The organism is Labrys wisconsinensis (genome assembly GCF_030814995.1).
Classification (GTDB): Bacteria; Pseudomonadota; Alphaproteobacteria; order Rhizobiales; family Labraceae; genus Labrys; species Labrys wisconsinensis.
Window position 1 is genome coordinate 182,518 of sequence record NZ_JAUSVX010000015.1, and the last position, 24,173, is coordinate 206,690.

The 24,173-nt window shown below is 71.0% G+C and carries 23 protein-coding genes; 18 read left to right on the forward strand and 5 right to left on the reverse strand.

Annotated features, from left to right (window positions below):
* Nucleotides 1–273 precede the first annotated feature (273 nt).
* Both QO011_RS31365 and QO011_RS31370 read left to right on the forward strand, forming a co-directional pair.
* A complete protein-coding gene (locus QO011_RS31365) occupies nucleotides 274–861 on the forward strand; it encodes a transposase (protein ID WP_307281291.1) in 588 nt (195 codons plus the stop codon).
* A 459-nt stretch (nucleotides 862–1,320) separates the two neighbouring features.
* Nucleotides 1,321–3,783 (forward strand): polysaccharide pyruvyl transferase family protein, encoded by a 2,463-nt coding sequence (locus tag QO011_RS31370; RefSeq protein ID WP_307281294.1) that lies wholly within the window; start codon nucleotides 1,321–1,323, stop codon nucleotides 3,781–3,783.
* Nucleotides 3,784–3,863: 80 nt separating this feature from the next.
* On the opposite strand, the gene QO011_RS31375 is transcribed toward QO011_RS31370, so the two are convergent.
* On the reverse strand, nucleotides 3,864–5,057 hold the full coding sequence (locus QO011_RS31375; protein ID WP_307281296.1) for a tetratricopeptide repeat protein: 1,194 nt from the start codon (nucleotides 5,055–5,057) through the stop codon (nucleotides 3,864–3,866).
* Nucleotides 5,058–5,385: 328 nt separating this feature from the next.
* Nucleotides 5,386–6,861: a rhizopine catabolism transcriptional regulator MocR gene (gene mocR, locus QO011_RS31380; protein ID WP_307281297.1), complete on the reverse strand. Its 1,476-nt coding sequence runs from the start codon at nucleotides 6,859–6,861 to the stop codon at nucleotides 5,386–5,388.
* Nucleotides 6,862–7,119: 258 nt separating this feature from the next.
* Between mocR and iolE the strand changes: the two genes are divergently transcribed.
* The 12 genes from iolE (at nucleotide 7,120) to QO011_RS31440 (ending at nucleotide 19,865) form a co-directional block, all read left to right on the forward strand.
* Nucleotides 7,120–8,031: a myo-inosose-2 dehydratase gene (gene iolE, locus QO011_RS31385; RefSeq protein WP_307281300.1), complete on the forward strand. Its 912-nt coding sequence runs from the start codon at nucleotides 7,120–7,122 to the stop codon at nucleotides 8,029–8,031.
* 501 nt (nucleotides 8,032–8,532) lie between these two features.
* Complete coding sequence (locus tag QO011_RS31390) at nucleotides 8,533–9,624, forward strand: ABC transporter ATP-binding protein (protein ID WP_307281303.1); 1,092 nt, start codon at nucleotides 8,533–8,535, stop codon at nucleotides 9,622–9,624.
* A gap of 2 nt (nucleotides 9,625–9,626) precedes the next feature.
* On the forward strand, nucleotides 9,627–10,946 hold the full coding sequence (locus QO011_RS31395; RefSeq protein ID WP_307281305.1) for an extracellular solute-binding protein: 1,320 nt from the start codon (nucleotides 9,627–9,629) through the stop codon (nucleotides 10,944–10,946).
* A complete protein-coding gene (locus tag QO011_RS31400; protein ID WP_307281308.1) occupies nucleotides 10,943–11,851 on the forward strand; it encodes a carbohydrate ABC transporter permease in 909 nt (302 codons plus the stop codon). The genes QO011_RS31395 and QO011_RS31400 overlap by 4 nt, the downstream gene beginning before the upstream one ends.
* The gene (locus QO011_RS31405; protein ID WP_307281310.1) at nucleotides 11,848–12,666 is read left to right on the forward strand and encodes a carbohydrate ABC transporter permease; all 819 of its coding nucleotides are present in this window, start codon (nucleotides 11,848–11,850) and stop codon (nucleotides 12,664–12,666) included. The genes QO011_RS31400 and QO011_RS31405 overlap by 4 nt, the downstream gene beginning before the upstream one ends.
* A gap of 32 nt (nucleotides 12,667–12,698) precedes the next feature.
* Nucleotides 12,699–13,691 (forward strand): inositol 2-dehydrogenase, encoded by a 993-nt coding sequence (gene iolG / locus QO011_RS31410; RefSeq protein ID WP_307281312.1) that lies wholly within the window; start codon nucleotides 12,699–12,701, stop codon nucleotides 13,689–13,691.
* Nucleotides 13,692–13,705: 14 nt separating this feature from the next.
* Complete coding sequence (locus QO011_RS31415) at nucleotides 13,706–14,644, forward strand: sugar phosphate isomerase/epimerase family protein (protein ID WP_307281314.1); 939 nt, start codon at nucleotides 13,706–13,708, stop codon at nucleotides 14,642–14,644.
* A 240-nt stretch (nucleotides 14,645–14,884) separates the two neighbouring features.
* Nucleotides 14,885–15,268, forward strand: a complete 384-nt coding sequence (locus QO011_RS31420; RefSeq protein ID WP_307281317.1) for a MerR family transcriptional regulator — start codon at nucleotides 14,885–14,887, stop codon at nucleotides 15,266–15,268.
* Between the two features lie 97 nt (nucleotides 15,269–15,365).
* Nucleotides 15,366–16,925: a D-aminopeptidase gene (locus QO011_RS31425; RefSeq protein WP_307281319.1), complete on the forward strand. Its 1,560-nt coding sequence runs from the start codon at nucleotides 15,366–15,368 to the stop codon at nucleotides 16,923–16,925.
* A 188-nt stretch (nucleotides 16,926–17,113) separates the two neighbouring features.
* Nucleotides 17,114–17,770, forward strand: coding sequence for a cysteine hydrolase family protein (locus QO011_RS31430; RefSeq protein ID WP_307281323.1), 657 nt, complete (start codon nucleotides 17,114–17,116; stop codon nucleotides 17,768–17,770).
* Entirely contained in the window at nucleotides 17,767–19,089 is a 1,323-nt protein-coding gene (locus QO011_RS31435) for a type I glutamate--ammonia ligase (RefSeq protein ID WP_307281324.1), read from the forward strand. Before QO011_RS31430 ends, QO011_RS31435 begins: the two co-directional genes overlap by 4 nt.
* Nucleotides 19,089–19,865, forward strand: a complete 777-nt coding sequence (locus tag QO011_RS31440; protein WP_307281327.1) for an N-formylglutamate amidohydrolase — start codon at nucleotides 19,089–19,091, stop codon at nucleotides 19,863–19,865. The genes QO011_RS31435 and QO011_RS31440 overlap by 1 nt, the downstream gene beginning before the upstream one ends.
* Before the next feature lie 21 nt (nucleotides 19,866–19,886).
* On the opposite strand, the gene QO011_RS31445 is transcribed toward QO011_RS31440, so the two are convergent.
* Entirely contained in the window at nucleotides 19,887–20,264 is a 378-nt protein-coding gene (locus QO011_RS31445) for a VOC family protein (RefSeq protein ID WP_307281330.1), read from the reverse strand.
* A gap of 362 nt (nucleotides 20,265–20,626) precedes the next feature.
* Here QO011_RS31445 and QO011_RS31450 point away from each other — a divergent pair, with 362 nt between their 5' ends.
* The 3 genes from QO011_RS31450 (at nucleotide 20,627) to QO011_RS31460 (ending at nucleotide 23,137) form a co-directional block, all read left to right on the forward strand.
* Nucleotides 20,627–20,944 carry a hypothetical protein gene (locus tag QO011_RS31450; protein WP_307281333.1) on the forward strand — a complete coding sequence of 106 codons (318 nt, stop codon included), beginning with the start codon at nucleotides 20,627–20,629 and terminating at the stop codon, nucleotides 20,942–20,944.
* 118 nt (nucleotides 20,945–21,062) lie between these two features.
* Nucleotides 21,063–21,929 carry an alpha/beta fold hydrolase gene (locus QO011_RS31455; RefSeq protein WP_307281335.1) on the forward strand — a complete coding sequence of 289 codons (867 nt, stop codon included), beginning with the start codon at nucleotides 21,063–21,065 and terminating at the stop codon, nucleotides 21,927–21,929.
* Between the two features lie 56 nt (nucleotides 21,930–21,985).
* A complete protein-coding gene (locus QO011_RS31460) occupies nucleotides 21,986–23,137 on the forward strand; it encodes an alpha-hydroxy acid oxidase (RefSeq protein WP_307281337.1) in 1,152 nt (383 codons plus the stop codon).
* Nucleotides 23,138–23,159: 22 nt separating this feature from the next.
* Here the strand turns inward: QO011_RS31460 and QO011_RS31465 are convergent, their stop codons facing one another.
* Nucleotides 23,160–23,372 (reverse strand): hypothetical protein, encoded by a 213-nt coding sequence (locus QO011_RS31465; protein ID WP_307281338.1) that lies wholly within the window; start codon nucleotides 23,370–23,372, stop codon nucleotides 23,160–23,162.
* A 252-nt stretch (nucleotides 23,373–23,624) separates the two neighbouring features.
* Here QO011_RS31465 and QO011_RS31470 point away from each other — a divergent pair, with 252 nt between their 5' ends.
* On the forward strand, nucleotides 23,625–23,819 hold the full coding sequence (locus QO011_RS31470; protein ID WP_307281341.1) for a hypothetical protein: 195 nt from the start codon (nucleotides 23,625–23,627) through the stop codon (nucleotides 23,817–23,819).
* An 81-nt stretch (nucleotides 23,820–23,900) separates the two neighbouring features.
* Here the strand turns inward: QO011_RS31470 and QO011_RS31475 are convergent, their stop codons facing one another.
* A complete protein-coding gene (locus QO011_RS31475) occupies nucleotides 23,901–24,173 on the reverse strand; it encodes a hypothetical protein (RefSeq protein WP_307281343.1) in 273 nt (90 codons plus the stop codon).

Here is a 24,173-nt window from a genome sequence, read left to right on the forward strand (position 1 = left end):
GACGCTGGCGATTGTAGATCTGTTCGATGAAGCTGCCGATCCGGGTGCGGGCATCGACCCAGGATTACGGGGACAGTTTTGGAGTGCACCTTGTGCTCCGGCTACGTTGAGGCATGGCTCGCATTGCCCGCCTCGTGGTCCCCGGCCTCGCGCATCACGTGACGCAGCGGGGCAACCGCCGTGAGCGGGTGTTCTTCACCGAAGACGACTACCGGGCCTATCTCGGCCTGCTGAAGGCCTACCTGCCGAAGTCGGGCACTCGCCTGGTGCCTGATGCCCAATCATGTGCACCTGCTGGCCGTGCCCGACGGGCAGGATGGCCTGCGGGCCCTGCTCGGCGAAGTGCACCGGCGCTACACTGCAGGGATCAACGCCCGCAACGGCTGGACCGGCCATCTCTGGCAGGGCCGCTTCGGCTCGGTCGTCATGGACGAGGATCACCTCGTCCATGACGTGCGCTATGTCTGCCTCAATCCGGTGCGGGCGAAGCTGGTGACCCGGGCCGAGGACTGGCCGTGGGCGAGCACCCGGGCGCATCTGAGCGGCCGCGACGACGGCCTGACCGACCTGACGCCGGTGCGCGAGCGGTTCGCGACCTTCGCCGACGTGCTCGACAGCGGGGAGGATCAGGCTGCGGTCGCGGCGCTGCGCCGGAGCGAGAGGACTGGGCGCCCGCTCGGCTCCGCGGTCTGGCCCGCCGGGCTGGAAGCGACGACGGGGCGCGTCCTGGCCCGACGCAAGCCGGGACCGCGGCCGGAGTCTCGTAATCCGAGGACCCCGCCCGAGGTGTTGCGGATCCGCATCGGATTGCGGTCCCATGCCCCGCGTGAGGTGGTCCGACCCCGTGCCTTGCGGCGGTAGCGCTTGCCTGCGGCGCGGGGCTGTGCACTTTTATTGGGACCATTGTTCCCTTTGTCACTGCAATGCCAAGGCGATGGTATAGAGCTTTGCCAGCTGTCCTCTATGACGCAGGGGAATATCTTCCCACGGGAGTCTGTAGAATTTGCGAGTCGTGTTTTTGCATCCGGCCGGTGCTGGCTTTTCCGGGCATGGCAAACCGTTAGATGGTGGATTATATTCCTATAGTCGTTGCTGGCGCCGTTCTTGCTTGACGATGTGGCCCGCGTTCGCGCGGGCTTGTCACGATCCGGGCGGAGCCATGCCCGGCCGGTGACGCGTTGCGGCGCGGGTCGGTCCCGTGGCCGCGATCCTCTCTGCCCACGCGCGGCGGCAGGTCCGGTGTCCGCGCCCATCATGCCCCAGGGAGAAATGCCGCCTGCCTTGCCCATTCCTGGGCCGACTGGACGTTCGGAGATTTGGATGACACTGCCGCAATCGCTCAACAATGAATATTTCCGCCTTTTTCGAAGCAGGGATTTGGTGCCGGGCGTCTGGAAGTCGCAGCTGCGCGAGGCCGCGGAGGGCGTCTCGAGCCGGTCGGGCGCCCCGCGGTTCCGGGTGTTCAACCCGACGCTGGTCGCGATCGACAACGGCTATGCCATGGCCTATCGGGTCGTGGACGAGCACAGCAACATCCGGCGCCTGGCGACGTGCCGGCTGTCGAAAGCCCTGAAGATCGTCAAGAACACCATCACGCCGCTGTCCGATGTCGTCGACTTCGCCGGCAAGGGCGAGCTCAACGAGCGGGCCCTGACCTGGCATGCGGACCCGCGCTATTTCCGCCTCGGCGGCAAGGTCTATCTCCTGTGGAACGACGGCGCCAACAAGCCGGAGAACCACCAGTTCCTGCAGGAAATGTCCGAGGACGGCCTGCGCCCGGTCGGCCCGGCGCGCGAGGTGGTCACCGACCTGGAGCGCCGCTCGGTCGAGAAGAACTGGATGTTCTTCGAGAACGACAAAGGTGTCTGGGCGATCTACGCGATCGCGCCGCACCAGGTGCTGTCGGTCGATCTGAGCGACCCGGACGTGGTCATGTGCCGCAAGGCCTCCGAGAGCCCCTGGGACAGCGAGTACAATCAGTTCTACGGCGTGCTGCGCGGCAGCGCCCAGCCGATCCGCGAGGGCGACGGCTTCCTGACCATCGCCCATTCCAGCTACAAGACCACCAAGGGCCGCGTCTACCAGGCCTGTTTCTATCGTTTCGAGGCGCAGGCGCCGTTCCGCGTCACCGAGGCCTCGCGGCGCCCGTTTGCGGTGCCCAACCCGATCGGCGCCCATTTCGACATGCCGCGTCTCAACCAGGAGGTGCACCAGGTCGTCTATCCCTGCGGGCTGGTGCAGGCGGAGGACGATCTCCTCATCGCCTTCGGCATCAACGACGAGGTCTGCGCCATCGCCAAGGTGGCCCTGAGCGAGGTGCGCCGCAGCATCGCGCCGCTGGGCGAGGCCGCGATGGAGCCGGGGGCTGCACCGACGGCGGAGCCGCCGGGCGAGGACGGCCGGCCGACCCTGCCGGTGTTCTGGTGGAACGCCGCCGGCAAGAAGTTCGACGGCCAGTTCGGCAACCGCACCTTCAAGACCGGCAATTTCGGCGATATCGCCGCGGCCGAGGTGGTCGCCCGGCTCACCGGCGCGGGCATCCGCGCCCCGGGCAAGGACAAGCGCAAGATCATCTCGATCGGCTCGGTGCTGCACACGGCCAGGGACGGCGACATCGTCTGGGGCTGCGGCGCCAAGGGCACCAAGATGGAGCTCGACCCCTCGGTCAAGACCTTGCAGGTCCATGCCTGCCGCGGGCCGCTGACCCTGGCGGTGCTGCTGCGCGCCGGCATCGACACCACGAGGATCAAGCATTTCTTCGATCCCGGCTGCCTGGTGCCGCGGATCTATGCCAAGGAGATCGCGGCCTGGAGGGCCTCGGACCACTACCGGCCCGGCGGGCTGCGCATCGTGCCGCACTACCGCGACGACCTCCTGTTCCGGCGCGAATACCCGGAATATTCCGACCAGTTCGTCTCGGTCGACTGCACCCCGCTGGAGATGGTCGAAGCCCTGCTCGGCGCCGACAAGGTGGTGTCGAGCTCGCTGCACGGCATCATCTTTGCCGAGGCCCTCGGCATCCCGGCCTGCTGGCACGCGCCGATGGGCGGCGAGGACGAGCTGAAATTCTACGACTACTACTACGGCACCGGCCGTTTCGTGGTGAAGCGCTTCGAGACCCTGCACGATGCGCTCCAGGCCGAGCCCATGGCGCTGCCGGTCTTCGACTTCGACGCCTATATCGCCACCTTCCCACACAAGTCGATCATGATGCTGGCGGATGGTAAGCCGGCTACTGATCATGCCGAGTCCGATCGTCCCGAGAGCGCCGGGCATGCCGATGGCGCCCCCAGGCCGCGGGTCGACGGCAAGCCGGCTTCGGATCCGCCCGCCGCGGGCGTGCCCGCCGCCGTCGAGCTCGACGGCGTCCGGCACGACCTCGAATTCGAGAACTTCCTGCCGGCCCTGCCGGAGGGCACCTGGGCCTTCGGCAAGGAATCGGCGATCCGGACCTGCATTCCCGACACCAGGCCGGGGCAGCGCATCCTGGTGAAGCTGAAGCTGCAGCCGTTCAACTCGGACCAGTTCAAGCGTCCGCAGAGCGTGCGCGTCATGCTGAACGGCACCTATGCCGCGACGGCCGACTGGTCGAAGGGCGAGGAGGACGAATTGGACCTGCGCCTGCCGCTGGAGGCCTCGGGCGCGCGGACGCAGGTCGCGCTGTCGTTCCAGGCGCGCAACGTCCGCACGCCCTGGTCCCTGGCGGAGCGGTCCCACCCCTTCGCCAAGCACCAGATCACCTTCTGCATCAAGGACCTGGCCCTGGTGCCGGTCAAGGAGTGACGGCTCGCGCCTGACGCCGGGCCCGTCGCACCCGCGCCGGCGGGCCGGAGGATCTCCGGTCCGCCGTGCCGTCAGCCCGGTCAGTGGCGCTTCGACTTGCGCGAACCCTTCTTCTTGCGTGGCTCCGTGTCGGCGCCGCGGCCGGACTTGCGCTTGCCGGTCGGCGGCTCGGGCGCCATGGCCGCCTCCGCCTCCGCCTCCGCCTCCGCCTCCGCCTGCGGCGCGGCGGCTTCCGGCGCCGGCTGCGCCTCGCCCTCGATCTCCGCCGCCGGCTCCAGCCGCAGGGCGAGCGCCAGGCCGCGCTGGGCCCCGGGATTTTCCGGGGCGAGCTCGATCGCCCGGCGGAGCAGCCTCAGCGCCTCGCCCGGCTGCTGGAGCTTGACCAGGGTCAGGCCGAGGTCGACGAGGTGCGGGATATGGTCCGGCCGGTTGTGCAGCGCCTGCCGGAAATGCACCACCGCCTGCACGTATTGCCGGAGGTCGCGATAGCCGCCGCCGGCCAGCCAATCCGCATCGACGGGCGCGGCCCAGGCCCGCGCCGCGGCGGCGAAGGCCTCCAGCGCCGCCTCCGTTCGGCCGAGCTGCAGCAGCACCCGCCCGCGCTGCTGCAGCACCCTGGCGTTCTCCGGCTGGTGCGTCCGGGTCCGGTCGAGCAGCGCCAGGGCGTCGTCCGGGGCGCCGCGCCTGGCCAGCAGCTTGGCGGCGTCGATCACGGCATCCGCCAGGTCCGGCGCCATCTCGGCGGCGGTGAGGAACGCCGTCTCGGCTTCGGGCAGGCGCCCGACGGCGCCGAGGGCCCGGCCATAGGCGTGGAAGGCCCTGGCGCTGCCGCCCGGCATCGTGGCCAGCGGGGCCAGGACGCCGACGGCCTCCTCGCTGCGCCTGGCGGCGATCAGCGCCCTGCCGTGCTCGAGCCCGATCTCCGCATGGCCCGGCGCCAGCGCCGCCGCCCTGGCCAGGGCGGCGACCGCCTCGTCGAGGCGCCTCGCCCGCAGCAGCGCCAGGCCGAGCCGCAGCTGCGCGTCGGCGTCATCCGGCCGTCCGGCCGCGGCGGTGAAGAGGACGTCGAGGTCGTTCGGCCCCGGGCGGTGCGCCGCAGGCAAGGCCGCGGCGGTGGGGGCGGCACCGTTCACGCCGGCATCGTGGGCCTGCGCCGCCGCGCCGTGCGAATCGAGCCCGGCATCCCCGGCTGGCAGATGGAGGTCTCCTGCCGGGGGAGCCTCGGCGAGGCCGACATCCCCGGAGCGGGCCTTCTTCGTGCGGGGTCTCTTCATGCCAACGATCCTGTCGCTTGGGTTGGATTGGGTGGTCGGGCAGCGCAGCCACGCCACCGGCGGGAGGAATTCTGTCTCGGCAGCCGTATGCCTCTCGATTCCGGCGGAAAGAATGCGTCGGGATCGCGCCGGGATTATGGGCCCGATCGGCACGGCCGTCTGCCGGCACGGTTGCGGCGCCGTCGCGCTGCCCGGCCCCCGCAGGCAGCATGCGCCTCGCCCCAGGCGGAGAGGTCGAATGGACCGACAACCATGCCCCCAGTCTTGACCACGCGTCTGACACGCAAGTGACGTGCCATCGGCGCGGCTCCGCCGCTTCGACGGCCGCTCAAGCCGTGGCCGACGCGGTGTCCGGGCTCGCGCTGTCCAGCGCCTCGCGCAGCTTGCGCATGCCCTGCTCCGTCTCGGCCGCGGTGCAGGCGGCATAGCCGAGCACCAGTCCGTGCCGGGGCGAGCCCTGGCGATAATGCTTGGAAAGGGGCGAGACGTTGACGCCCAGGCGCTGCGCGGCCTCGGCCACGCGCCGGTCGTCCAGCGGCTGGTCGAAGAAGCCGACCACCTGGATGCCCGCCTCGCCGGAAAGCAGGGTCAGCCGCCCGGCGAGCTGCGCCTCGCATGCGGCCTGGAATGCCAGGCGCCGCTCGGCGTAGACGCGTCGCATGCGCTTGAGATGGCGCGCCATCAGGCCCTCGTTCATGAAGTCGGCGAGCGCCGCCTGCAGCAGCAGCGGCGCGAACTGGCCCGTGGTGCTGAGCGCATGGGGGATGCGCGCGCACAGCGCCGCCGGCAGCACCATGTAGCCGAGCCGCAGCGCCGGGAACAGGATCTTGGCGAAGGTGCCGACATAGATCACCCGTCCGGCGCGGTCGCTGCCCTGCATCGCCGGGACGGGCCGGCCCTGGAACCGGTACTCGCCGTCGAAATCGTCCTCGATCACCCAGGCGTCGCAGCGCTCGGCGATCTCCAGGAGGCGCAGGCGCTGCTCCACCCGCATGGTGATGCCGAGCGGGTATTGGCACGCCGGCGTCACATAGATCAGGCGCGGCGTCACCGGCGGCGGCTCGAGCTGCCATCCCTCCAGCCCGACGGTCAGGCCGGCCAGACGGGCGCCGGCGGCGACGAAGGCCGATTGCGCGCCGAAATAGCCCGGCTCCTCCACCCAGACGCTGTCGCCGGGATCGAGCAGCAATCGGGCGAGCAGGTCGAAGGCCGCCTGTGCCCCCGTCGTCACCACGACCTGGTCGGCGGTGCACCGCACGCCGCGCCCCGTCCTGAGATAGGAGGCGATGGCTTCCCGCAGGGCCGGCAGGCCCGCGACATGGTAGGTGCCGAACAGCGTCTCGCCGGCGAAGCCCGCACGCCGGGCGAGCAGCCGGCTCCAGACGCCGAAGGGGAAGGCGCGGGCATCGGGCATGCCGGGATGGAAGGCGATCTGGCCGGGCGTGCCGTGATGGACCGGCTGGCGCATCATCGTCTCGCCCCGCCGCGACAGGGGACGGTCGGCGCTGCCCGCCGGCGCCCGCGCCTGCACCGCCGGGCCGGCAGGCAGCTCCACCACCACGGGGCGGGCGCCGGCGCGGCTGAGCAGATAGCCCTCGGTCGCGAGCTGGTCATAGGCCGCCACCACGGTGTTGCGGGCGATGGCGAGGTCGGCGGCAAGATCGCGCGTCGAGGGCAGCTCGGAGCCGGCCGGCAGCGTATGCTCGGCGATCAGGGCGGCCAGCGCCCGATAGAGCTGGCGGTGCAGCGGCTCGCCGCGCGTGCGGTCGAGGGCGAGGGCATCCAACGCGAAGGCCTGGCGCATGGTCCATCCCCGTGGGTCGCCGCCCAATCTGGACTCCGGCGCCGCCGCGGTCCAGCCGAATGCGCGCAGGGCGCGAAACAGGCCCTTTCATTTTTCCGCAGACTGGCTCTCGCGGAGGATACAGCGCGGCGTAGGATCCGGCCGGGATCGAGGACATCCCACGCGATTTGCCGAGACCTCGATGTCTTTCGGGGCGCGCGGGCCGCAGGTGCCTGCGACGACCCGCGGGGACGGCCGCCGCGCCGCTGGAGCGACCGCATGACCGTGACGCTGGGCATCAATCCGATCACCTGGACCAATGACGACGACCCGTCGCTGGGCGGCGACACGCCGCTCGAGCAATGCCTCTCCGAGACCCGCCGGGCCGGCTATGCCGGCACGGAGCTCGGCGGCAAGTTCCCGCGCGAGAGCGCGCTCCTTCGCCCCATCCTCGACGGCCACGGCCTGCGGCTGGTCTCCGGCTGGTATGACGGGCGCATCTTGGAGCGGGAGGTCGAGGCCGAGTTCGACGCCGTCCTGCCGCATCTGACGCTGCTCCGCGACCTCGGCGCCCGGCATGTCGTCTATGCCGATACCTCGCGCGGGCGCCACGGCGCCATCTTCGATCCGATCTCGCAGCGCCCCTCGCTCTCGGCCGAGGAATGGCCCGCCTACGGCCTCAAGATCACCCGCCTCGCCGAGCGCATGGCCGATTTCGGCGTGCGCATGGCCTTTCACCATCACATGGGCACCATCGTCGAGACCGACGCCGAGATCGACGCGCTGATGACCCGCACCGGCGAGGCCGTCGGCCTGCTCTACGACACCGGCCATTGCGCCTTCTCCGGCGGCGATCCGCAGGCGCTGCTGCGCCGCCATGTCGGGCGGGTCGTGCACGTGCACTGCAAGGACGTGCGCCCGCGGGTGCTGGCCCGCGCCCGGGCCGAGGACATGAGCTTCATGGCCGCCGTCATGGCCGGCATCTTCACGGTCCCGGGCGACGGTGCCCTCGACTATCCCATCCTGCTGCTCCTGCTGGCGGAGCACGGCTATGCCGGCTGGCTGGTGGTCGAGGCCGAGCAGGATCCCTTCAAGGCCCATCCGCTGACCTATGCGACCATGGGCTATCGCAACCTGTATCATCTGGCCCTGGAGGCCGGTTTCGAGGTCGAAGGTGTTCCGCCGGCCTGATCGCCCGGGCCGGGACGCCGTGGCCGGGCATGCCGGATGGTCCGGCGGCGAGGGAGCAGCGATGCGCGGGCACGGAGCCAGGCCACGTTCGGGAGGGTTCGGTCCCATGGGCGCTAACATAGGGCTGCGCGGATACAAGACAGGGCATTGCGAGCGGTATAGTGCGCGAAAGCCTTCCCCACGCAGCTGGGGAAGGTGGCCCGACGAAGTCGGGTCGGATGGGGTGTGGTCCGCCGGGCTCGCCGCCTGCAAACCCCTGCACGAACCGGATGTGCAAGCCGAACACTCCCTCAGATCTGCGGGCCACACCCCATCCGCCAGCCTTCGGCCGGCACCTTCCCCAGCTTCGTGGGGAAGGCTTTGGGCGGCGCCTCCTTCTGCGCAGACTATCCGCGCCCGGTTCTCGCCTCCAAAGTTAACGCCTATGGGAGCGGGCCCCCTCCGCCCGTCCGGGGCGGGCCGGACCGGGCCTCGCGGCGGCGCCGCGGCGGGGAGCCGGCCGTGAGCGCCGTCACCTACGAGCGCGTCGGCAAGAGCTTCGGCGGCTTCATCGCCCTGCACTCGCTCGACATCGCCCTGCCGGACCGCACCTTCCTGGCCCTGCTCGGCCCCTCGGGCTGCGGCAAGACCACGGCGCTGCGCATCCTCGCCGGCCTCGACATGCCGACCTCCGGCCGGGTGCTGATCGGCAGCCGCGACGTCACGCGCCTGCAGCCGCGCGACCGCGACGTCGCCATGGTGTTCCAGAGCTATGCGCTCTATCCCCACATGACCATCGCCGACAATATCGGCTATCCCCTCTGGATCCGGAAGATGCCGGCGACCGAGCGCGCCCTGCGCATCCGGGAGGTGGCGGCGGCGCTGGAGATCGACCGCCTGCTCGAGCGCCATCCGCGCCAGCTCTCGGGCGGCCAGCGCCAGCGCGTCGCCCTGGCGCGGGCGATCGTGCGCGATCCCGCCGCCTTCCTGATGGACGAGCCGCTGTCGAATCTCGACGCGCGCCTCAGGCTGACCATGCGCGGCGAGATCAAGCGGCTGTGCCAGCGGCTCGGCGCCACCACGCTCTACGTCACCCACGACCAGGCGGAGGCGCTCACCATGGCCGATCTGGTCGCGGTGATGCAGGGCGGGTTGCTGCAGCAGGTCGCCCCGCCGGACGAGATCTACGAGCGTCCGGCCAACCGCTTCGTCGCCGGCTTCGTCGGCAACCCGCCGATGAACGTGCTGCGGGCGATCGTCGGGGAGGACGGCCTGCAGGTCGGCGGCGTCCGCCTGGGGCTGGACGAGGCGCGGCGGCAGGCCTGCCTCGATGCCGGCGCGGTCGAGATCGGCCTCAGGCCCGAGGATCTCGGCATCGTCGAGCCCGGCACGCCCGGCGCGTTGGCGGGGGAGGTCTACGTCGTCGAGCCGATGGGCAACGAGACGCTGGTCGACGTGCGCGTCCGGGGCGAGCGCCTGGCGGTGCGGGCCGGCCGCGGCTTCACCGCCCGCATTGGCGCCGGCGTCGGCCTCGCCTTCGATCCGGCCAATGCCTGCTTCTTCGACAAGACCGGCTTCACGGTGGTGCATCGCGTCAACAACAAGAGGGGATGACAATGACACGCCCGCAAGATCCGGCCCTCCCGCTGAGCCGCCGCGCCCTGCTGCAGGGCACCGCGGCGCTGGCGCTGGGCGCCTCCGGCCTCGCCGCACCGGCGCCGGCTGCGGCCGCGGCCGGCAAGGTGGTCGTCGGCGCCTTCGCCGACGGCGGCCTGACGCCGTTCAAGCAGACGATCATTCCGCTGGCCAAGGCGGAAGGCTTCGACATCGAGTTCCTCGAGGACGAATACGGCGTCACCCTGGAAAAATGGTTCGCGGACGCCAAGAGCGGCGCCGGCCAGTACGATCTCTACCTGCTCGACGATCCCTGGGTGCCGCAATTCGGCGCCGCCGATCTCCTGGAGGACCTCGGCGCCGGCGGCGTCGACGGCGCGGACAAGGACTGGATCGGCCCGATGATCGACATGGGCTATTGGCCGCCGCGCCAGGGCCCGCGGGTCAAGGGGTTCGAGACGGCGGCGCCGAAGCTGGTCTGTGTGCCCTTCGTCGGCGACCTCCAGACCCTGACCTATCGCACCGACGTCTACGGCGAGACGGCGCCCGCCACCTGGGACGAGATCCTGGCCAAGGGCAAGGCCGGCGTCGCCGCCGGCAAGATCAAGTACCCCGTGGTGTTCCGCGGCGTCACCGGCAACCCGATCGTCACCAGCTGGTATCCGATCTTCCTGTCCTTCGGCGGCCGGTTCTTCGACGACAAATGGAATGTCGCCTTCAATTCCGAGGCCGGCAAGGCCTCGGCCGACTTCTTCGTCGGCGCGCTCAAGCAGGGCGCCCCGCCCGGCGTGGTCGAGTTCGATTCCGACCAGGAGGGCGCGGCCATCCTCGGCGGCGATGCCGGCGCCATCATCCAATATTCCGGCAACGCCCTGAAGGCCGACGACCCCGCGCAGTGCAAGGTGGTCGGCAAGCTCGGCTTCGGCGTGGTGCCGAAGAAGGTCGCGGCCATCGCCCAGATGGGCATCTTCATCGCCGGCGTGCCGAAATCGGCGCCGAACAAGGCCAATGCCATCGCCTTCCTGCAATGGTACGCGAGCCCGCGGATCCAGGCCCGGCTCGCCGAGGCCGGCTCGATCCCGGTCAAGCGCAGCGCCTTTGCCGTGCCCGATCCCGGCAACCGCCTGATCCCGGTGGCGCTGCAGCAGCTCGACGCCGGCGCGCTGCCGCGGCCGCGCACGCCCGACTGGGCCAAGGTCGAGGAGCTGCTCGGCATCCAGCTCAACAAGGCGCTGCAGGCCGGCTCCGGCGGCGGGGGCGCGCTGGACGTGGCGGCGGCGCAGGTGACGGACTACCTGACCCAGGCCGGCTACTATCCATGAGCGGGGCGGAGCGACGCCGGGGCCGGGAGAGGCTGCAGGGGGCCGGGCTCGACCTGGCGCTGCCCTATCTCCTCCTGGCCCCCGGCGTGCTCATCGTGCTCGGCGTGCTGGTCTACCCGCTCTGGGACGGCCTGCGCGCCAGCACGCGGCTCTACCGCTACGGCTCGCCGGTGGCGGATGTGGGGCTCGCCAACTATGTCCGGCTGTGGAGCGATGCCCAGTTCCTCAATTCGCTGTGGGTGACGGTGCGCTTCGTCACCCTCTCGGTCGCGATCGAGGCGGTGCTCGGCTTCGCGCTCGCCCTGTTCTGCCTGCGCGAGTTCACCGGCATCCGCCTGCTGCGCACGGCGCTGATCGTGCCGATGGTGATCACGCCGGTGGTGGTCGGCATCGTCTTTCGGCTGATCTATGCCAGCGACGTCGGCATGCTGACCGCCGTCTCCGCGGCCTTCGGCGGCGGCGAGGTCCAGATCCTCGGCAACCCCACCGGCGCCTTCGCCGGCCTCGTCGTGCTCGACGTCTGGGAGTGGACGCCGCTGATGTTCCTGATCCTGCTGGCGGGGCTGCAGTCGCTGCCGCAGGAGCCGTTCGAGGCGGCGCGGGTCGACGGTGCCGGCCCCTGGCGCAGCTTCGTCGACCTCACCCTGCCGATGATGCGGCCGGTGCTGGCCATCGCCATCGTGCTGCGGACCATCGACGCCTTCGGCACCTTCGACCAGGTGTTCGTGCTGACCCGCGGCGGGCCGGGGGAGGCGACGCGGCTGGTGTCGCTCTACGGCTACGACACCGCCTTCAAGTTCCAGCAGACCGGCTATGCCGCGGCGATGTTCGTCACGATCGGCCTGATCGTGCTCGCCTTCGCGCTGGCCGCGGTGCGGCTGCTGCGCCGGATCGAACCGTCATGAGGGAGAGGATCGCGCGGGCCTTCGTCGTCGTGCTGGTGCTGGGGATCGTGTTCCTGCCGATCTACTGGATGGTGTCGACGTCGCTGAAGTCGAACAAGGAGATCACCCAGGAGGCGACGCTCTATCCGCACGCGCCGTCCCTCGACAACTACCTGCATCTCTTCGCCGAGAAGCAGTTCGGCGCCTATCTCGCCAACTCGCTGGTGGTCACCGGCGCCTCGGTCGTCGTCGCCCTGGCGGTCGGCACGCTCGGCGCCTATGCGATCGCGCGGTTTCGGCTGCGCTTCGGCCTGGAGCGCCGGGTCGGCCTCGCCCTCCTGACGTTGCGCATCGTCCCGCCGGTGGTGATCCTGGTCCCGGTCTACCTCCTGATGCTGCAGCTCCGGCTGCTCGACACCTGGCTCGGCCTCGTCCTGACCTACACCGCCTTCAACATCACCTTCTGCGTCTGGACGATGGAGAGCTTCTTCCGCGAGATCCCGGCGGACCTGGAGGAGGCGGCCATGGTCGACGGCGATTCCCGCTTCGGCGCGTTCCTGCGCATCGCCCTGCCGCTGGCCGCGCCGGGCCTGACCGCGACGGCGATCTTCGCGGTGATCATCACCTTCAACGAGTTCCTGTTCGCTCTCGCCCTGACGGCGACGCCGCGGGCGATGACCATGCCGCGCGGCACCGCCACGCTGATCGGGCGCATCGACACGGACTGGGCCTCGATGGCGGCGGCCGGCGTGCTCGGTGCCCTGCCGATCGTGATCTTCGCCCTCATCGTGCAGCGCCACCTCGTGCGCGGCATGACCATGGGGGCGGTCAAATGACGGGCCGCCCCGAAGGGCGGCAAGAGGATGCCATGCTCGATGTCTGCCTGTTCGGCGCCGGCCTGATCGGCTCGGTCCACGCGGTGAACCTGGCGCGCCACCCGCGGGTGCGTCTGCGCTACGTCGTCGACCCCCGGCCCGAGGCCGCCGCGCGCATCGCCGCGCAGACCGGCGCCACCGTCGCCGATGCCGCGACCGCGCTGGACGACCCGGCCGTCGGCGCGGTCATGATCGCCTCGGCGACGCGCAGCCACGCCGACCTCGCCGCCGCGGCGGCCGCCCGCGGCAAGGCGATCTTCTGCGAGAAGCCGATCGACCTCGATCTTGCCCGCACCGATGCCTGCCTCGCCGCGGTCAGGGCGGCCGGCGTGATCTTCCAGATCGGCTTCAACCGCCGCTTCGACCCGAGCTTCCGGGCGCTGAAGCATCGGCTCGACGCCCGGGAGATCGGCAGCGTCGAGCAGGTGATCATCACCAGCCGCGATCCCGAGCCGGAGACCGAGGAGGCCCTGGCCGCCGGCGGCGGCGTCTTCCGGGAGATGACCATCCACGATTTCGACATGGCCCGCCACCTCCTGGGCGAGGAGCCGGTGGCGCTGTTCGCCACCGGCTCCTCCCTGGTCTCGCCCGCCTATGCCCGGCTCGGCGACTACGACACCGCCATGTTCGTCCTGCGCACCGCCTCGGGCCGCCAGTGCCACATCAACAACAGCGTGCGGGCGAGCTACGGCTACGACCAGCGCATCGAAGTGCACGGCTCCGACGGCATGCTCCGGGCGGGCAACCGCGCCCCGACCTCGGTGGAGCACTCGGGCGTCCGCGCCGTCTCGACCGACAAGCCGCTCCACTTCTTCGTCGAGCGCTATGCGGAGTCCTATGCGGCCGAGCTCGACCATTTCGTCGCCTGCGTCGAGCAGGGGCGCGAGCCCGAGGTCGGCGCCGAGGATGGGCGCAAGGCGATGATCCTGTGCGAGGCGGCGCTCGTCTCCGCCGCCTCCGGCCGGTTCGAGCCGGTCCGCTACTGAGGAGGGCAGAGCCCATGAAGATCGGCATGATCACCGACAGCCTCGGCGCCCTGTCCTTCGAGGCCATGCTCGCCGCCGCGGCGGAGCTGAAGCTGGAGACGCTGGAATTCGCCTGCGGCAACTGGTCGACGGCGCCCCATCTCGACCTCGGCGCCATGCTCGACAGCGTCGCGGCGCGCCGGGACTTCGCGGCCAAGGTCGCCGACCACGGCCTTGCCGTGGCCGCGCTCAACTGTTCCGGCAATCCGCTGCATCCCGGGCCCAAGGGCGCGCTGCATCACCGCATCACCCTCGACACCATCCGTCTCGCCAGCCTGATGGGCGTCGACCGGGTGGTGATGATGTCCGGGCTCCCCGGCGGGCCGGGCGATGCCAACCCCAACTGGATCGTCACGGACTGGCCGCCGGAATGCCTGGAGATCCAGCGCTACCAGTGGGAGGAGAAGCTGATCCCCTATTGGCGCGACCTCGTCGCCTACGCCAACAATCTCGGCATCCGCAAGCTCTGCCTGGAGCTGCACGGCCACCAGGCGGTGTACAATGTCCATACGCTCCTGAAGCTGCGCGCCGCGGTCGGCGAGACCGTCGGCGCCAACTACGACCCCAGCCATCCCATGTGGATGAACGCCGATCCGCTGGCGGCGGTCCGGGCGCTCGGCCCGGCCATCTACTATGTCCACGCCAAGGACACCCGGATCGAGCCGGTGCCGGCCGGAATCGACGGCACGCTCGAGGCCCGGCCCGGCGAGCGCATCGCCGAGCGCAGCTGGAACTACATCACGCTCGGCTACGGCCACGGCGAGACCTGGTGGCGCCGGTTCTGCACCGCGCTGAGGCTCGCGGGCTATGACGACGTGCTCTCCATCGAGCATGAGGACGTGATGATGTCGCCGCTGGAGGGCATGCGCAAATCGGTGGAGCTCCTGCGCAGGGTGGCGATCAACCTCGCCTGAGCCCGATCGCGCCGGCCTGAGCGCGGCCCGCCGGACCGCCCCATTCGAGGTGTTGACGGTCGGGGCGAACTGATCTAGCTTTTTACGTGGGAATTTTTCCCACCTTGTGATCCGCAAGGTGCCGATGATGCGGAAGGCCCGCGCCGACGGCCGAGCGCCCGGCCGCGTCGGCGGGCGGCGCGGGGGTGCAGGGATCGGCGGCAGCCCCGGGGGGCCCGCCAGGAAGGATGGACGGACGACATGACGATGCTCCACCGTGACGGCGGTTCGCACGACATCAGCCACTACGGCATCGGCGATCTCGCGCGCGAATTCAGCGTGACGTTGCGCAGCCTGCGTTTCTACGAGCAGAAGGGCCTGCTCTCGCCGCGCCGGGACGGGCTGTCGCGCCGCTACAGCCGCCGGGACCACGAGCGCCTGGCCATGATCCTGCGCGGCAAGAAGCTCGGCTTCACCCTGCACGAGATCCGCGAGATGCTCGAGGAGAGGGGGCCGTCCAACGCCCGCATGCTGGCGATCGGCCGGGACCGGCTCCTCGCCCAGATCGAGCGGCTGGAGCAGCGGCGCGAGGAGATCGGGCGCGCGCTGGTCGAGCTGCGGGCCGCCTACGAGAAGGAAGCCTGAGCTCCCGTCTCCGGCGATGCCTGCAGGCGGCACGAGGCGCGGCGGCGCGAATCCTGTATAGCGCTGTATCGTCCCAGCCTCCGGCAACGGCACGCCCATGACCGAGATCGCCCGCGCGCTCGACCGCGCCATCGAGGACCTCCCCCTGCTGTTCAGGGGACCGGGGGGCGCGGTCGCCGTGCTGCGCGAGGGGGCCGTGCTGGCGCGCCACGCCTGGGGCTATGCCGATCTCGCCGGGCGCATCCCGTTCTCGCCACGCACCCTGGTGCCGGTCTGCTCGATCACCAAGCAGTTCACCTGCGCCGCCCTGCTCGAGGAGGTCGGCGATCCCGCGGCGCTGGATGCGGCGCTCGCCGCCCGGCTGGCGCTGCTGCACGAGCCGCCGCCGCGGATCGTCGACCTCTGCCACAACCAGTCCGGGCTGCGTGACTATTGGGCGCTCACCGTGCTGTGCGGCGCGACGCCCGAAGGGGCGTTCCGTCCGGCCGATGCCGCGGCCCTGATCGGCGGGACGCGCAGCCTGCACTTCCCGCCGGGCACGCAGTATTCCTATTCGAACGGCAATTTCCGCCTCCTGTCCGATCTCATCGAGGATCGCGCCGGCCGGCCCTTCGGCGAGATCCTGCGCCGGCGCGTGCTCGAGCCGGCCGGCATGGAGGAGGCCCGGCTCAATCCCGAGACCGGCGACCTGCCGGGCGAGGCCGTCGGCTACGAGGGCAACGAGGCCTTCGGCTACGTGCCCGCGGTCAACCGCATCCATTGGACCGGCGACGCGGGCCTCTGCGCCTCACTCGACGACATGATCGCCTGGGAGCGCTTCATCGACGCGACGCGCCAGGACGCGGCCGGCCTCTACCGCCGCCTCGCCGTGGCGCCGGCCTTCGCCGATGGCCGCCCGGCCCGCTACGGCTTCGGCCTGGCGCATCTGGACAGCGGCGGCGTCGGGCTGACCGGCCATGGCGGCGCCCTGCGCGGCTGGCGCAGCCAGAGGCTGCACGCGGCGGCGGAACGGCTGTCGGTGGTGGTGCTGTTCAACCATGCGGCCGAGGCGCGCGAGGCGGCGCTGCACCTGATGCGCGCCGCCCTCGGGCAGGAGCTGGCGTCCGCCCCGGCGGCCGGCCTCGACGCGGCCTGGGCCGGCGCTTATCACGACGAGGCGACCGGCCTGCTGCTCGACCTCGCCGCTGCGGGCGGCGGCCGGCTGTCCGCCCGCTTCGCCACCGGGGCCGACCTGCTGCGGTCAGGGCCGGACGGAACCGCCGCTTCGCCGTCGATGACGCTGCGGCGCGACGGCGACATCATCGACATGGAGCGGCCGGGCGACAATCTGCGCACCCGCCTCTACCGGGTCGAGGGGCCGGTACGGCCCGACATCGCCGGGCGCTTCCATGCCGCCGAGCTCGGGGCGACACTCACCGTCACGGATGCCGGCGGCATCATGCACGCTGCCTTCGACGGCATGCTCGGCCGCGGGCCGATGCAGCCGCTCTATCCCGTCGCGGCCGACCTCTGGCGCATGCCCTGCCAGCGCGGCATGGACGCGCCCGCCCCCGGGGACTGGACGGTGCGGGTCGCCCGGGACCAGGGCGGCGCGGTTGCCGGGTTGACGTTCGGTTGCTGGCTCGCCCGCCGTGTTCGATTCGAGCGGATGGCCTGACGCGCCCCCGAGCGGCGGCGCAGGCCGCGCACTCATAGACCAATCCCGCAATCGCAGCCGCGACGCATCCGCGCGGCAGTGGCGCGTCAGCCTATGTCAATGATCCTTCAGAATTGACGTCTACTCAAAATTCTGTAATTCACTCTTCACAGTGGCTGCATGGCTGAGCCGGCACAGGAGGGCTGATCGTGAGCACGGATCCATCGCGGCGGGATGCCCCCTATGTCGCCGGGGAGACGGCGCTGCTGCTGGTGGACATGCAGCGCATCTGGCTGGAGCCGGGGCTCGACCCCTCCCATCCCGAGCGGGGCCCGGACCATTATTTCTACCGCCAGACCGCGGCGCAGACCGTGCCGAACCAGCAGCGCCTGCTCGCCGCCGCCCGCGCCGCCGGTGTGGAGGTGATCCACACCATCATCCAGAGCCTGACCCGCGACGGGCGCGACCGCTCGCTCGACCACAAGCTGACGCCGATCCATATCCCGCCGGACCTCCCCGAGGGCCTGCCCCCGGCCGCGCTCGCCCCGGCCGGTGACGAGATCCTGCTGCCCAAGACCTCGTCCGGTGTCTTCAACTCCACCAATATCGACTATCTCCTCAAGAATCTCGGCATCCGCCAGCTCGTCGTCGCCGGCATCCTTACCGACCAGTGCGTCGACATGGCGGTGCGGGACGCGGCCGACCGCGGCTATCTCGTCACCTGCGTCGCCGACGCCTGCGCCACGGTGACGCCCGAGCGGCACGAGACGGCGCTGAAGGCCTTCGGCGGCTATTGCTGGCTCGCGGACACCGCTGCGGTGGCCGCCCGCTTCGAGGCCCTCGGCGCGGGACGGCCCGGCCGATGAGCGAGGCGCCGGAACCGCTGGTCGTCGTCGCCACCACGGACCTCTGCGCCGTCACCCGCGGCCGCTCGGTGCCGGAGCACCGCCTGGCCAAGGTGGCGGCCAGCGGCATCGGCTGGGTGCCGGCCAACATCTCGCTGACGGCGCTCGGCACCATCGCCGATCCCAATCCCTGGGGCTCCTCCGGCGACCTGCGCATCCTGCCCGATCTCACGGCGCGCTATCGCACCGGCCTCACCGGTTCGGCCACGCCCTTCGACATGGTGGCCGGCGACATCGTCGAGCTCGACGGCGCGCCCTGGGCCGCCTGCACCCGCACGCTGCTGCGCCAGGCCCTCGCCGACCTGCGAGCCCGCACCGGCCTTGCCGTGGTCGCGGCCTTCGAGCAGGAATTCCAGCTCGTCGACGCGGCCCTGCCGGAGGCCCATCCCTTCTCGCTGTCGGCCCTGCGCCGCACCGATCCCTTCGCGCCCCGCCTGCAGGCGGCGCTGCAGGAGGCCGGCGTCGAGCCGGAGATGGTGATCGCCGAATATGGCCGCGACCAGTTCGAGATCGTCCACGCCCCGGCCGATGCGCTCGCCGCCGCCGACCGTGCCGTCGCCATCCGCGAGATCACCCGCGAGGTGGCGCGCAATCTCGGCTGGCGCGCCAGCTTCGCACCCAAGACGGCGCCGGACGGCGTCGGCAACGGCGTCCACGTCCACCTCTCCTTCCTCGATCCGGCGGGCCGGCCGGCGGCCTACGATCCCGCGCGGCCCGGCCGGCTGTCCGCCGCGGCCGGCAGCTTCTGTGCCGGCATCCTGCACCACCTGCCGGCGCTCACCGCCTTCTCAGCCCCGGGCGTCTCGTCCTATTATCGGCTGAAGCCGCACAGCTGGAGCTCTTCCTACACCTGGCTGGCCGACCGCGACCGCGAAGCGACGCTGCGCATCTGCCCGACGGTGGGCTTCGGCGGCGGCGATCCCGCCCGCCAGTTCAACATCGAGTTCCGCGCCGCCGACGCCACTGCCAACCCCTATCTCGTGCTGGCCGCGCTGATCCGCGCGGGGCTGGAAGGCCTCGCCGCCGAGATGCCGGCCCCGCCGCTGGTCAGCGGCGACCCGACGGCCATGACCCCTGCGCAACGCGACGCGCTCGGCCTCGTCCGCCTGCCCGAGACCCTGGCCGCGGCGCTCGCCGCGCTCGAAGCCGACACGGTGGCCCGGGGCTGGTTCGCGCCGGTGTTCGTCGAGACCTATCTCGGCGTCAAGCGTGCCGAGATGGCGGCGCTCGGCGAGCGCGACGCGGCGGCGGTCTGCGCGCTCTACCGGACGCTCTACTGATGGCGGGCGCGAGCCCGGCCGGCTGGCCGGCGCCGGTCGAGGCCGTCAACGAGGCCGGCGCCTCGGATTTCGTGCTGGTCTGCGAGCACGCCGCGAACCACGTCCCGGCTGACTATGGCGGGCTCGGCCTGCCGGCGGCGGAGCTCGCCCGCCACATCGCCTGGGACATCGGCGCCGGCGCGGTGACGCGCGCCCTGGCGCGTCGCCTCGATGCGCCCGCCTTCCTCGGCACCGCGTCGCGCCTGCTGGTCGATCTCAACCGGCCGCTCGACGCGCCGTCCAGCATGCCGGTGCGCTCCGAGGCCACGGATATCCCGGGCAATGCCGAGCTGACCGAGGCCGAGCGGGCCCACCGCGCCCGCCTCGTCTTCGAGCCCTTCCACGCCGCCGTGGCGCGCCACCTCGACCACCGCGCGGCCGCCGGCCGCCGGACGCTCCTCCTCGCCGTGCATTCCTTCACGCCGGTGTTCCACGGCCTCGCCCGCCCCTGGCATGCCGGGGTGCTGTTCGGCGAATCCCGCGCCTTCGGCGAGGCGCTGATCGCGGCTCTCGCCCGCGAGGCCGGGCTGAGCGTGGGCGCCAACGTGCCCTATGTCATCAGCCGCGAGGAGGACTACACCATCCCGGTGCATGGCCACGACCGCGGCATCCCGGCCGTGCTGCTGGAGATCCGGCAGGACCTGCTCGCCTCGGACGACGGCATCGCCGCCTGGGTCGACCGCCTGGCCGCGGTGCTGCCGGGCCTGGCCGCGCAAAGCTCGGCGGTCGTGCCCTGAGGGGCCGCGGCGGCGAGGTCCTCAGAGCGGCTGGCCGACGTCGATCCGGTTGCCGTCGGGATCCGCGAAGACGAAGGCCCGCAAGCCGAAATCCTCGTCGCGCAGGCCCTTGACGATCGCGATGCCGCGCGCCGTGCAGATGCGGTGCAGCGCGTCGACGTCCTCGACCATCAGATGCGCCACCGGGAAGGGTGCGGCTTCGTAGCTCTCCTGCAGGGTCAGGTGCAGCTCGGCCGCATCGCGCCTCAGGATCATGAAGCGCGCCGGGGTGCCGTTCTCGAAGGTCTTCGTGAAGCCGAGCACCTGCGTGTAGAAAGCATGCGCCCTCGCCATGTCGCGAACCGGAAGCGTCGCGGCGATCCGTCCGAAGCGGATGCAGTGGTCGAGCCGTTCGGTCACAATACCCTCGACCTGACAGAGTTGGGCATGGCTCCTCAATCTTCCGTTGTTCAGCTTGGAGTTCTTGAAACTGCAAGCTCATCCTGAGAACAAGACTAAGAATTGGCTCCGAATACGGTCCTGTCAAGCCGCGACACCGTCGCAGCGAAGGTGTGGCAAGGCGAGTGATCCGGAGCGAGATCGCTCGGCCCGCATGATGGCCTTCCCGGGAAATATCTTCGATGCAGATCGGGTGTACAGTCTCGAGTTTTTCCAATTCCATACAGTTGTTTGATGAGAGATGAGGATTTTATTGCGTCGTCATTCATGCGATGACGAGGCATGTCGACGCGATCGACTTTCCAGTCATGCAGGAGTGAGAGATGGATGCCGACCTGAATCGCGCCGAGCGCGTCGAGGCGGCCCGTGCCGAGCTCCGCCGGGCGGTGATGGGCGCGATCGGCGACGCCATGCGCCAGGCCGGTGTTTCGCCGATGACGGTGCTCGGCCTGGCCGCCATGGCGGTGGGGTCGATCTACCAGGAGATGGCGCAGGCCCATCATGGCCCCGGGCGCTGCTGCTGCGGCTGGGAGCCCGATGCCGCGGCGGACATCGAGGCCTTGCAGACCGTCCTGGCGGCGACGGCCGCACCGACGCCGGCTGCGAGCCTGCTCGGCATGCGCGCCATCGGGCAAGCCTGAGCGCGCCCGGATCGACAGGAAGACCTGCCATGCCCGATGGTCCGATCGATCCCCTCCGACGACGCCTCCGTCGATGCTATGGCATGGCGATGGTCGCCGGACGGGACGGAGCAAGGGGATGAGCGAGCGTGAGATCGGCTGGTCGACGGGCGGCGCGGCGCTCCGCCTCGGCCTCGACGAGGAGGGCGCGGGACCGGCGGTGCTGCTCCTGCCGGCGCTGAGCTCGATCTCCACCCGCGCCGAGATGCGCCCGCTCGCCCGCCGGCTCGCGCCTGGGTTTCGCACCCTCGGCGTCGACTGGCCGGGCTTCGGCGACCGGCCGCGGCCGCGGCTCGACTGGTCGCCCGACCTGCTCTCGCGCTTCCTGGCTGAAGTGATCGCCGGGACCGGGCCGCTCGCCGCCATCGTCGCGGCCGGCCATGCGGCGACCTATGCGCTCCGCCATCTCGCCGCCCATCCCGGCAGCGCCGGCCGCCTGGTCCTGGTGGCGCCGACCTGGCGCGGGCCGCTGCCGACCATGATGGGCGGACCGCGCCCCTGGTTCGCCCGCATCCGCGCCGCCCTGGACGCGCCGGTGCTCGGGCCGATGCTCTATGCCGCCAATCTCAGCCGCTTCGTGGTGGAGCGCATGGCGCGCGAGCACGTCTACAGCGATCCCGCCTTCCTCGATGCGGCGCGTCTTGCCGAGAAGCGTGGCGTGACCACGGCGCCGGGCGCCCGCCACGCTTCGGTGCGCTTCGTCACCGGCGCGCTCGACCGCGTCGGCGAGCGCGAGGCCTTCCTGGCGCTGCTCCGCGGCGCCGGCGTGCCGGTGCTCCTCGTCCATGGTGCCGAGACGCCGCCGCGCTCCCGCGCCGAGATGGAGGCGGCCGCCGCCGTCCCGGGCGTCGCCGCGGTGCAGCTGCCGCGCGGCAAGCTCGGCCTCCACGAGGAGTTCGCCGATGCGGTCGGCGCCGAGATCCTGGCTTTCCTCTCCGGCAGATGAGCGTGTAGATGGGAGCGCCGCCGCCGCGGCCCCGCCGGTTCCAGGACTCCCCCGCCATGACGCGCCCGATCACCTCCATCGAAGACCTGCGCCTCCTCGCCAAGCGCCGCGTGCCGCGCATGTTCTACGACTATGCCGATTCCGGCTCCTGGACCGAGAGCACCTACCGCGCCAACGAGGCCGATTTCGGCAAGATCAGGTTCCGCCAGCGCGTCGCCGTCGACATGCGCGACCGCAGCCTCGCCACGACCTTGCTCGGCCAGCCCGTCGCCATGCCGCTCGCCCTGGCGCCGACCGGGCTGACCGGCATGCAGCATGCCGACGGCGAGATCCTGGCCGCCCGGGCCGCGGCCGCCGCCGGCGTGCCGTTCACGCTCTCGACCATGAGCATCTGCTCGATCGAGGACGTGGCGGAGAACACCGACAAGCCGTTCTGGTTCCAGCTCTACGTCATGCGCGACCGCGACTTCGTCGGCAACCTGATCGACCGGGCCAAGGCGGCAGGCTGCTCGGCCCTGATGCTGACGCTCGACCTGCAGATCCTCGGCCAGCGCCACAAGGACATCCGCAACGGCCTCAGCGCCCCGCCGCGCCTGACCATCCCCAACCTGATCAACCTCGCCACCAAGCCGCGCTGGTGCCTGGGCATGCTGGGCACGCAGCGGCGGACCTTCCGCAACATTGCCGGCCATGCCAAGGGCGTGACCAACCTCTCCTCGCTGTCGTCCTGGACGGCCGAGCAGTTCGACCCTGCGCTCAGCTGGGACGACGTCAAATGGATTAGGGATCGCTGGGGCGGCAAGCTGATCCTCAAGGGCATCCTCGATCCCGAGGACGCCGAGCTCGCGGCGCGCAGCGGCGCCGACGCACTGGTCGTCTCCAACCATGGCGGCCGCCAGCTCGACGGCGCCCTGTCCTCGATCGAGGCGCTGGCGCCGATCGTCGCCGCCGTCGGCGACCGCATCGAGGTCATGATGGATGGCGGCGTGCGCTCCGGCCAGGACGTGCTCAAGGCGATCGCCATGGGCGCGCGCGGCGTGCTCATCGGCCGCGCCTTCCTCTACGGCCTCGGCGCCATGGGCGAAGCGGGCGTCAAGCTCAGCCTCGACATCATCCGCAAGGAGCTCGACGTCTCCATGGCCCTGTGCGGCCTGCGCGACATCCGGCAGGTGACGGACGCCATCCTGGCATCGCGGGGCGGGATGTAGGGGGCGATCCGGTCGGCCACCGCTATCCCCCGACCGGCCGCTCTGCCAGCGCCAGGGCGACGGCGGCGAGGGCGTGGAGGTCGGTCTCGCCGCCATCCACGCCCGCCAGCAGGATCTGCACGATCTCCTGGCGCTCGCCCTCGCCGAGGCGAAGGCCCGGCGGCATGCCGGCTTCGGCCTTGTGCAGGACCCGTTCGACGAGCGCCCGAGCCTCGGGCTCCGGCAGATAGGACATGATACGCTCCTGGTTCGCTACGGCCGGCTGGCCTGGACGGCGCCCTCGCGCCGGCCCGGAAACGGCCCCGGTCCCGGGGCGATCGGTCTTGCTGACATGGCGGCCACCCGGCGGCACGCCGGTGCCGGTCCCAGGGGGCCGGCATGTGTTCGAAGTTACAGCGTCCGGGGCGAGAGCCTGCCAGACTTCGGTCGCTGGGGCGCGAAAGCAGGTCCTGTCCGATCAGGACCTGGTCAAGCGACGGAGACAAGCATGAAACTGTCCCACCGTTTCACCACCCGCCCGCAGACCGACAATGCGCAGACCGCTGCCGGCGGTGAGTTGCGCGTCCTCGCCGAGGACGAGCTGGAGCGCGTCTCGGGTGGCATGCAGAATATCGACAATCCCTTCGTCAGGGCGGTTCTCGCCGCCGCGTTCATCACGCTCGTCCTGACCAAGGATCAATAATCCGCCGGTTGTGGGCTGTCCCGGCCCATGTGAGGCATGCCACCCCGCCCGGCCGATGTCGGGCCGGGTGGCGTGCCGAGCTCAGCCCTTCCAGTTCGCGGCCTTCGAGCAGGCCTTCTCCTCCGCCGGATGCAGCTTCTCCCAGGCGGTGATCGACAGCGTCTCGGACGAGGACATCTTGCCGTTCATGCAGGAGCAGTAGACGGCGATGGTCTCGGCGCTCTGGCCTTGGTCGGCATTGTCGCTGACGCACTTGGCGATCCAGGCGTCGTCATCGGCATTGGCGAAGGCGGGTCCGGCGGCGGGAACCGCGATCAGGGCGATGGCGGTCAGCAGGGCGGTTGCGAGCTTCAT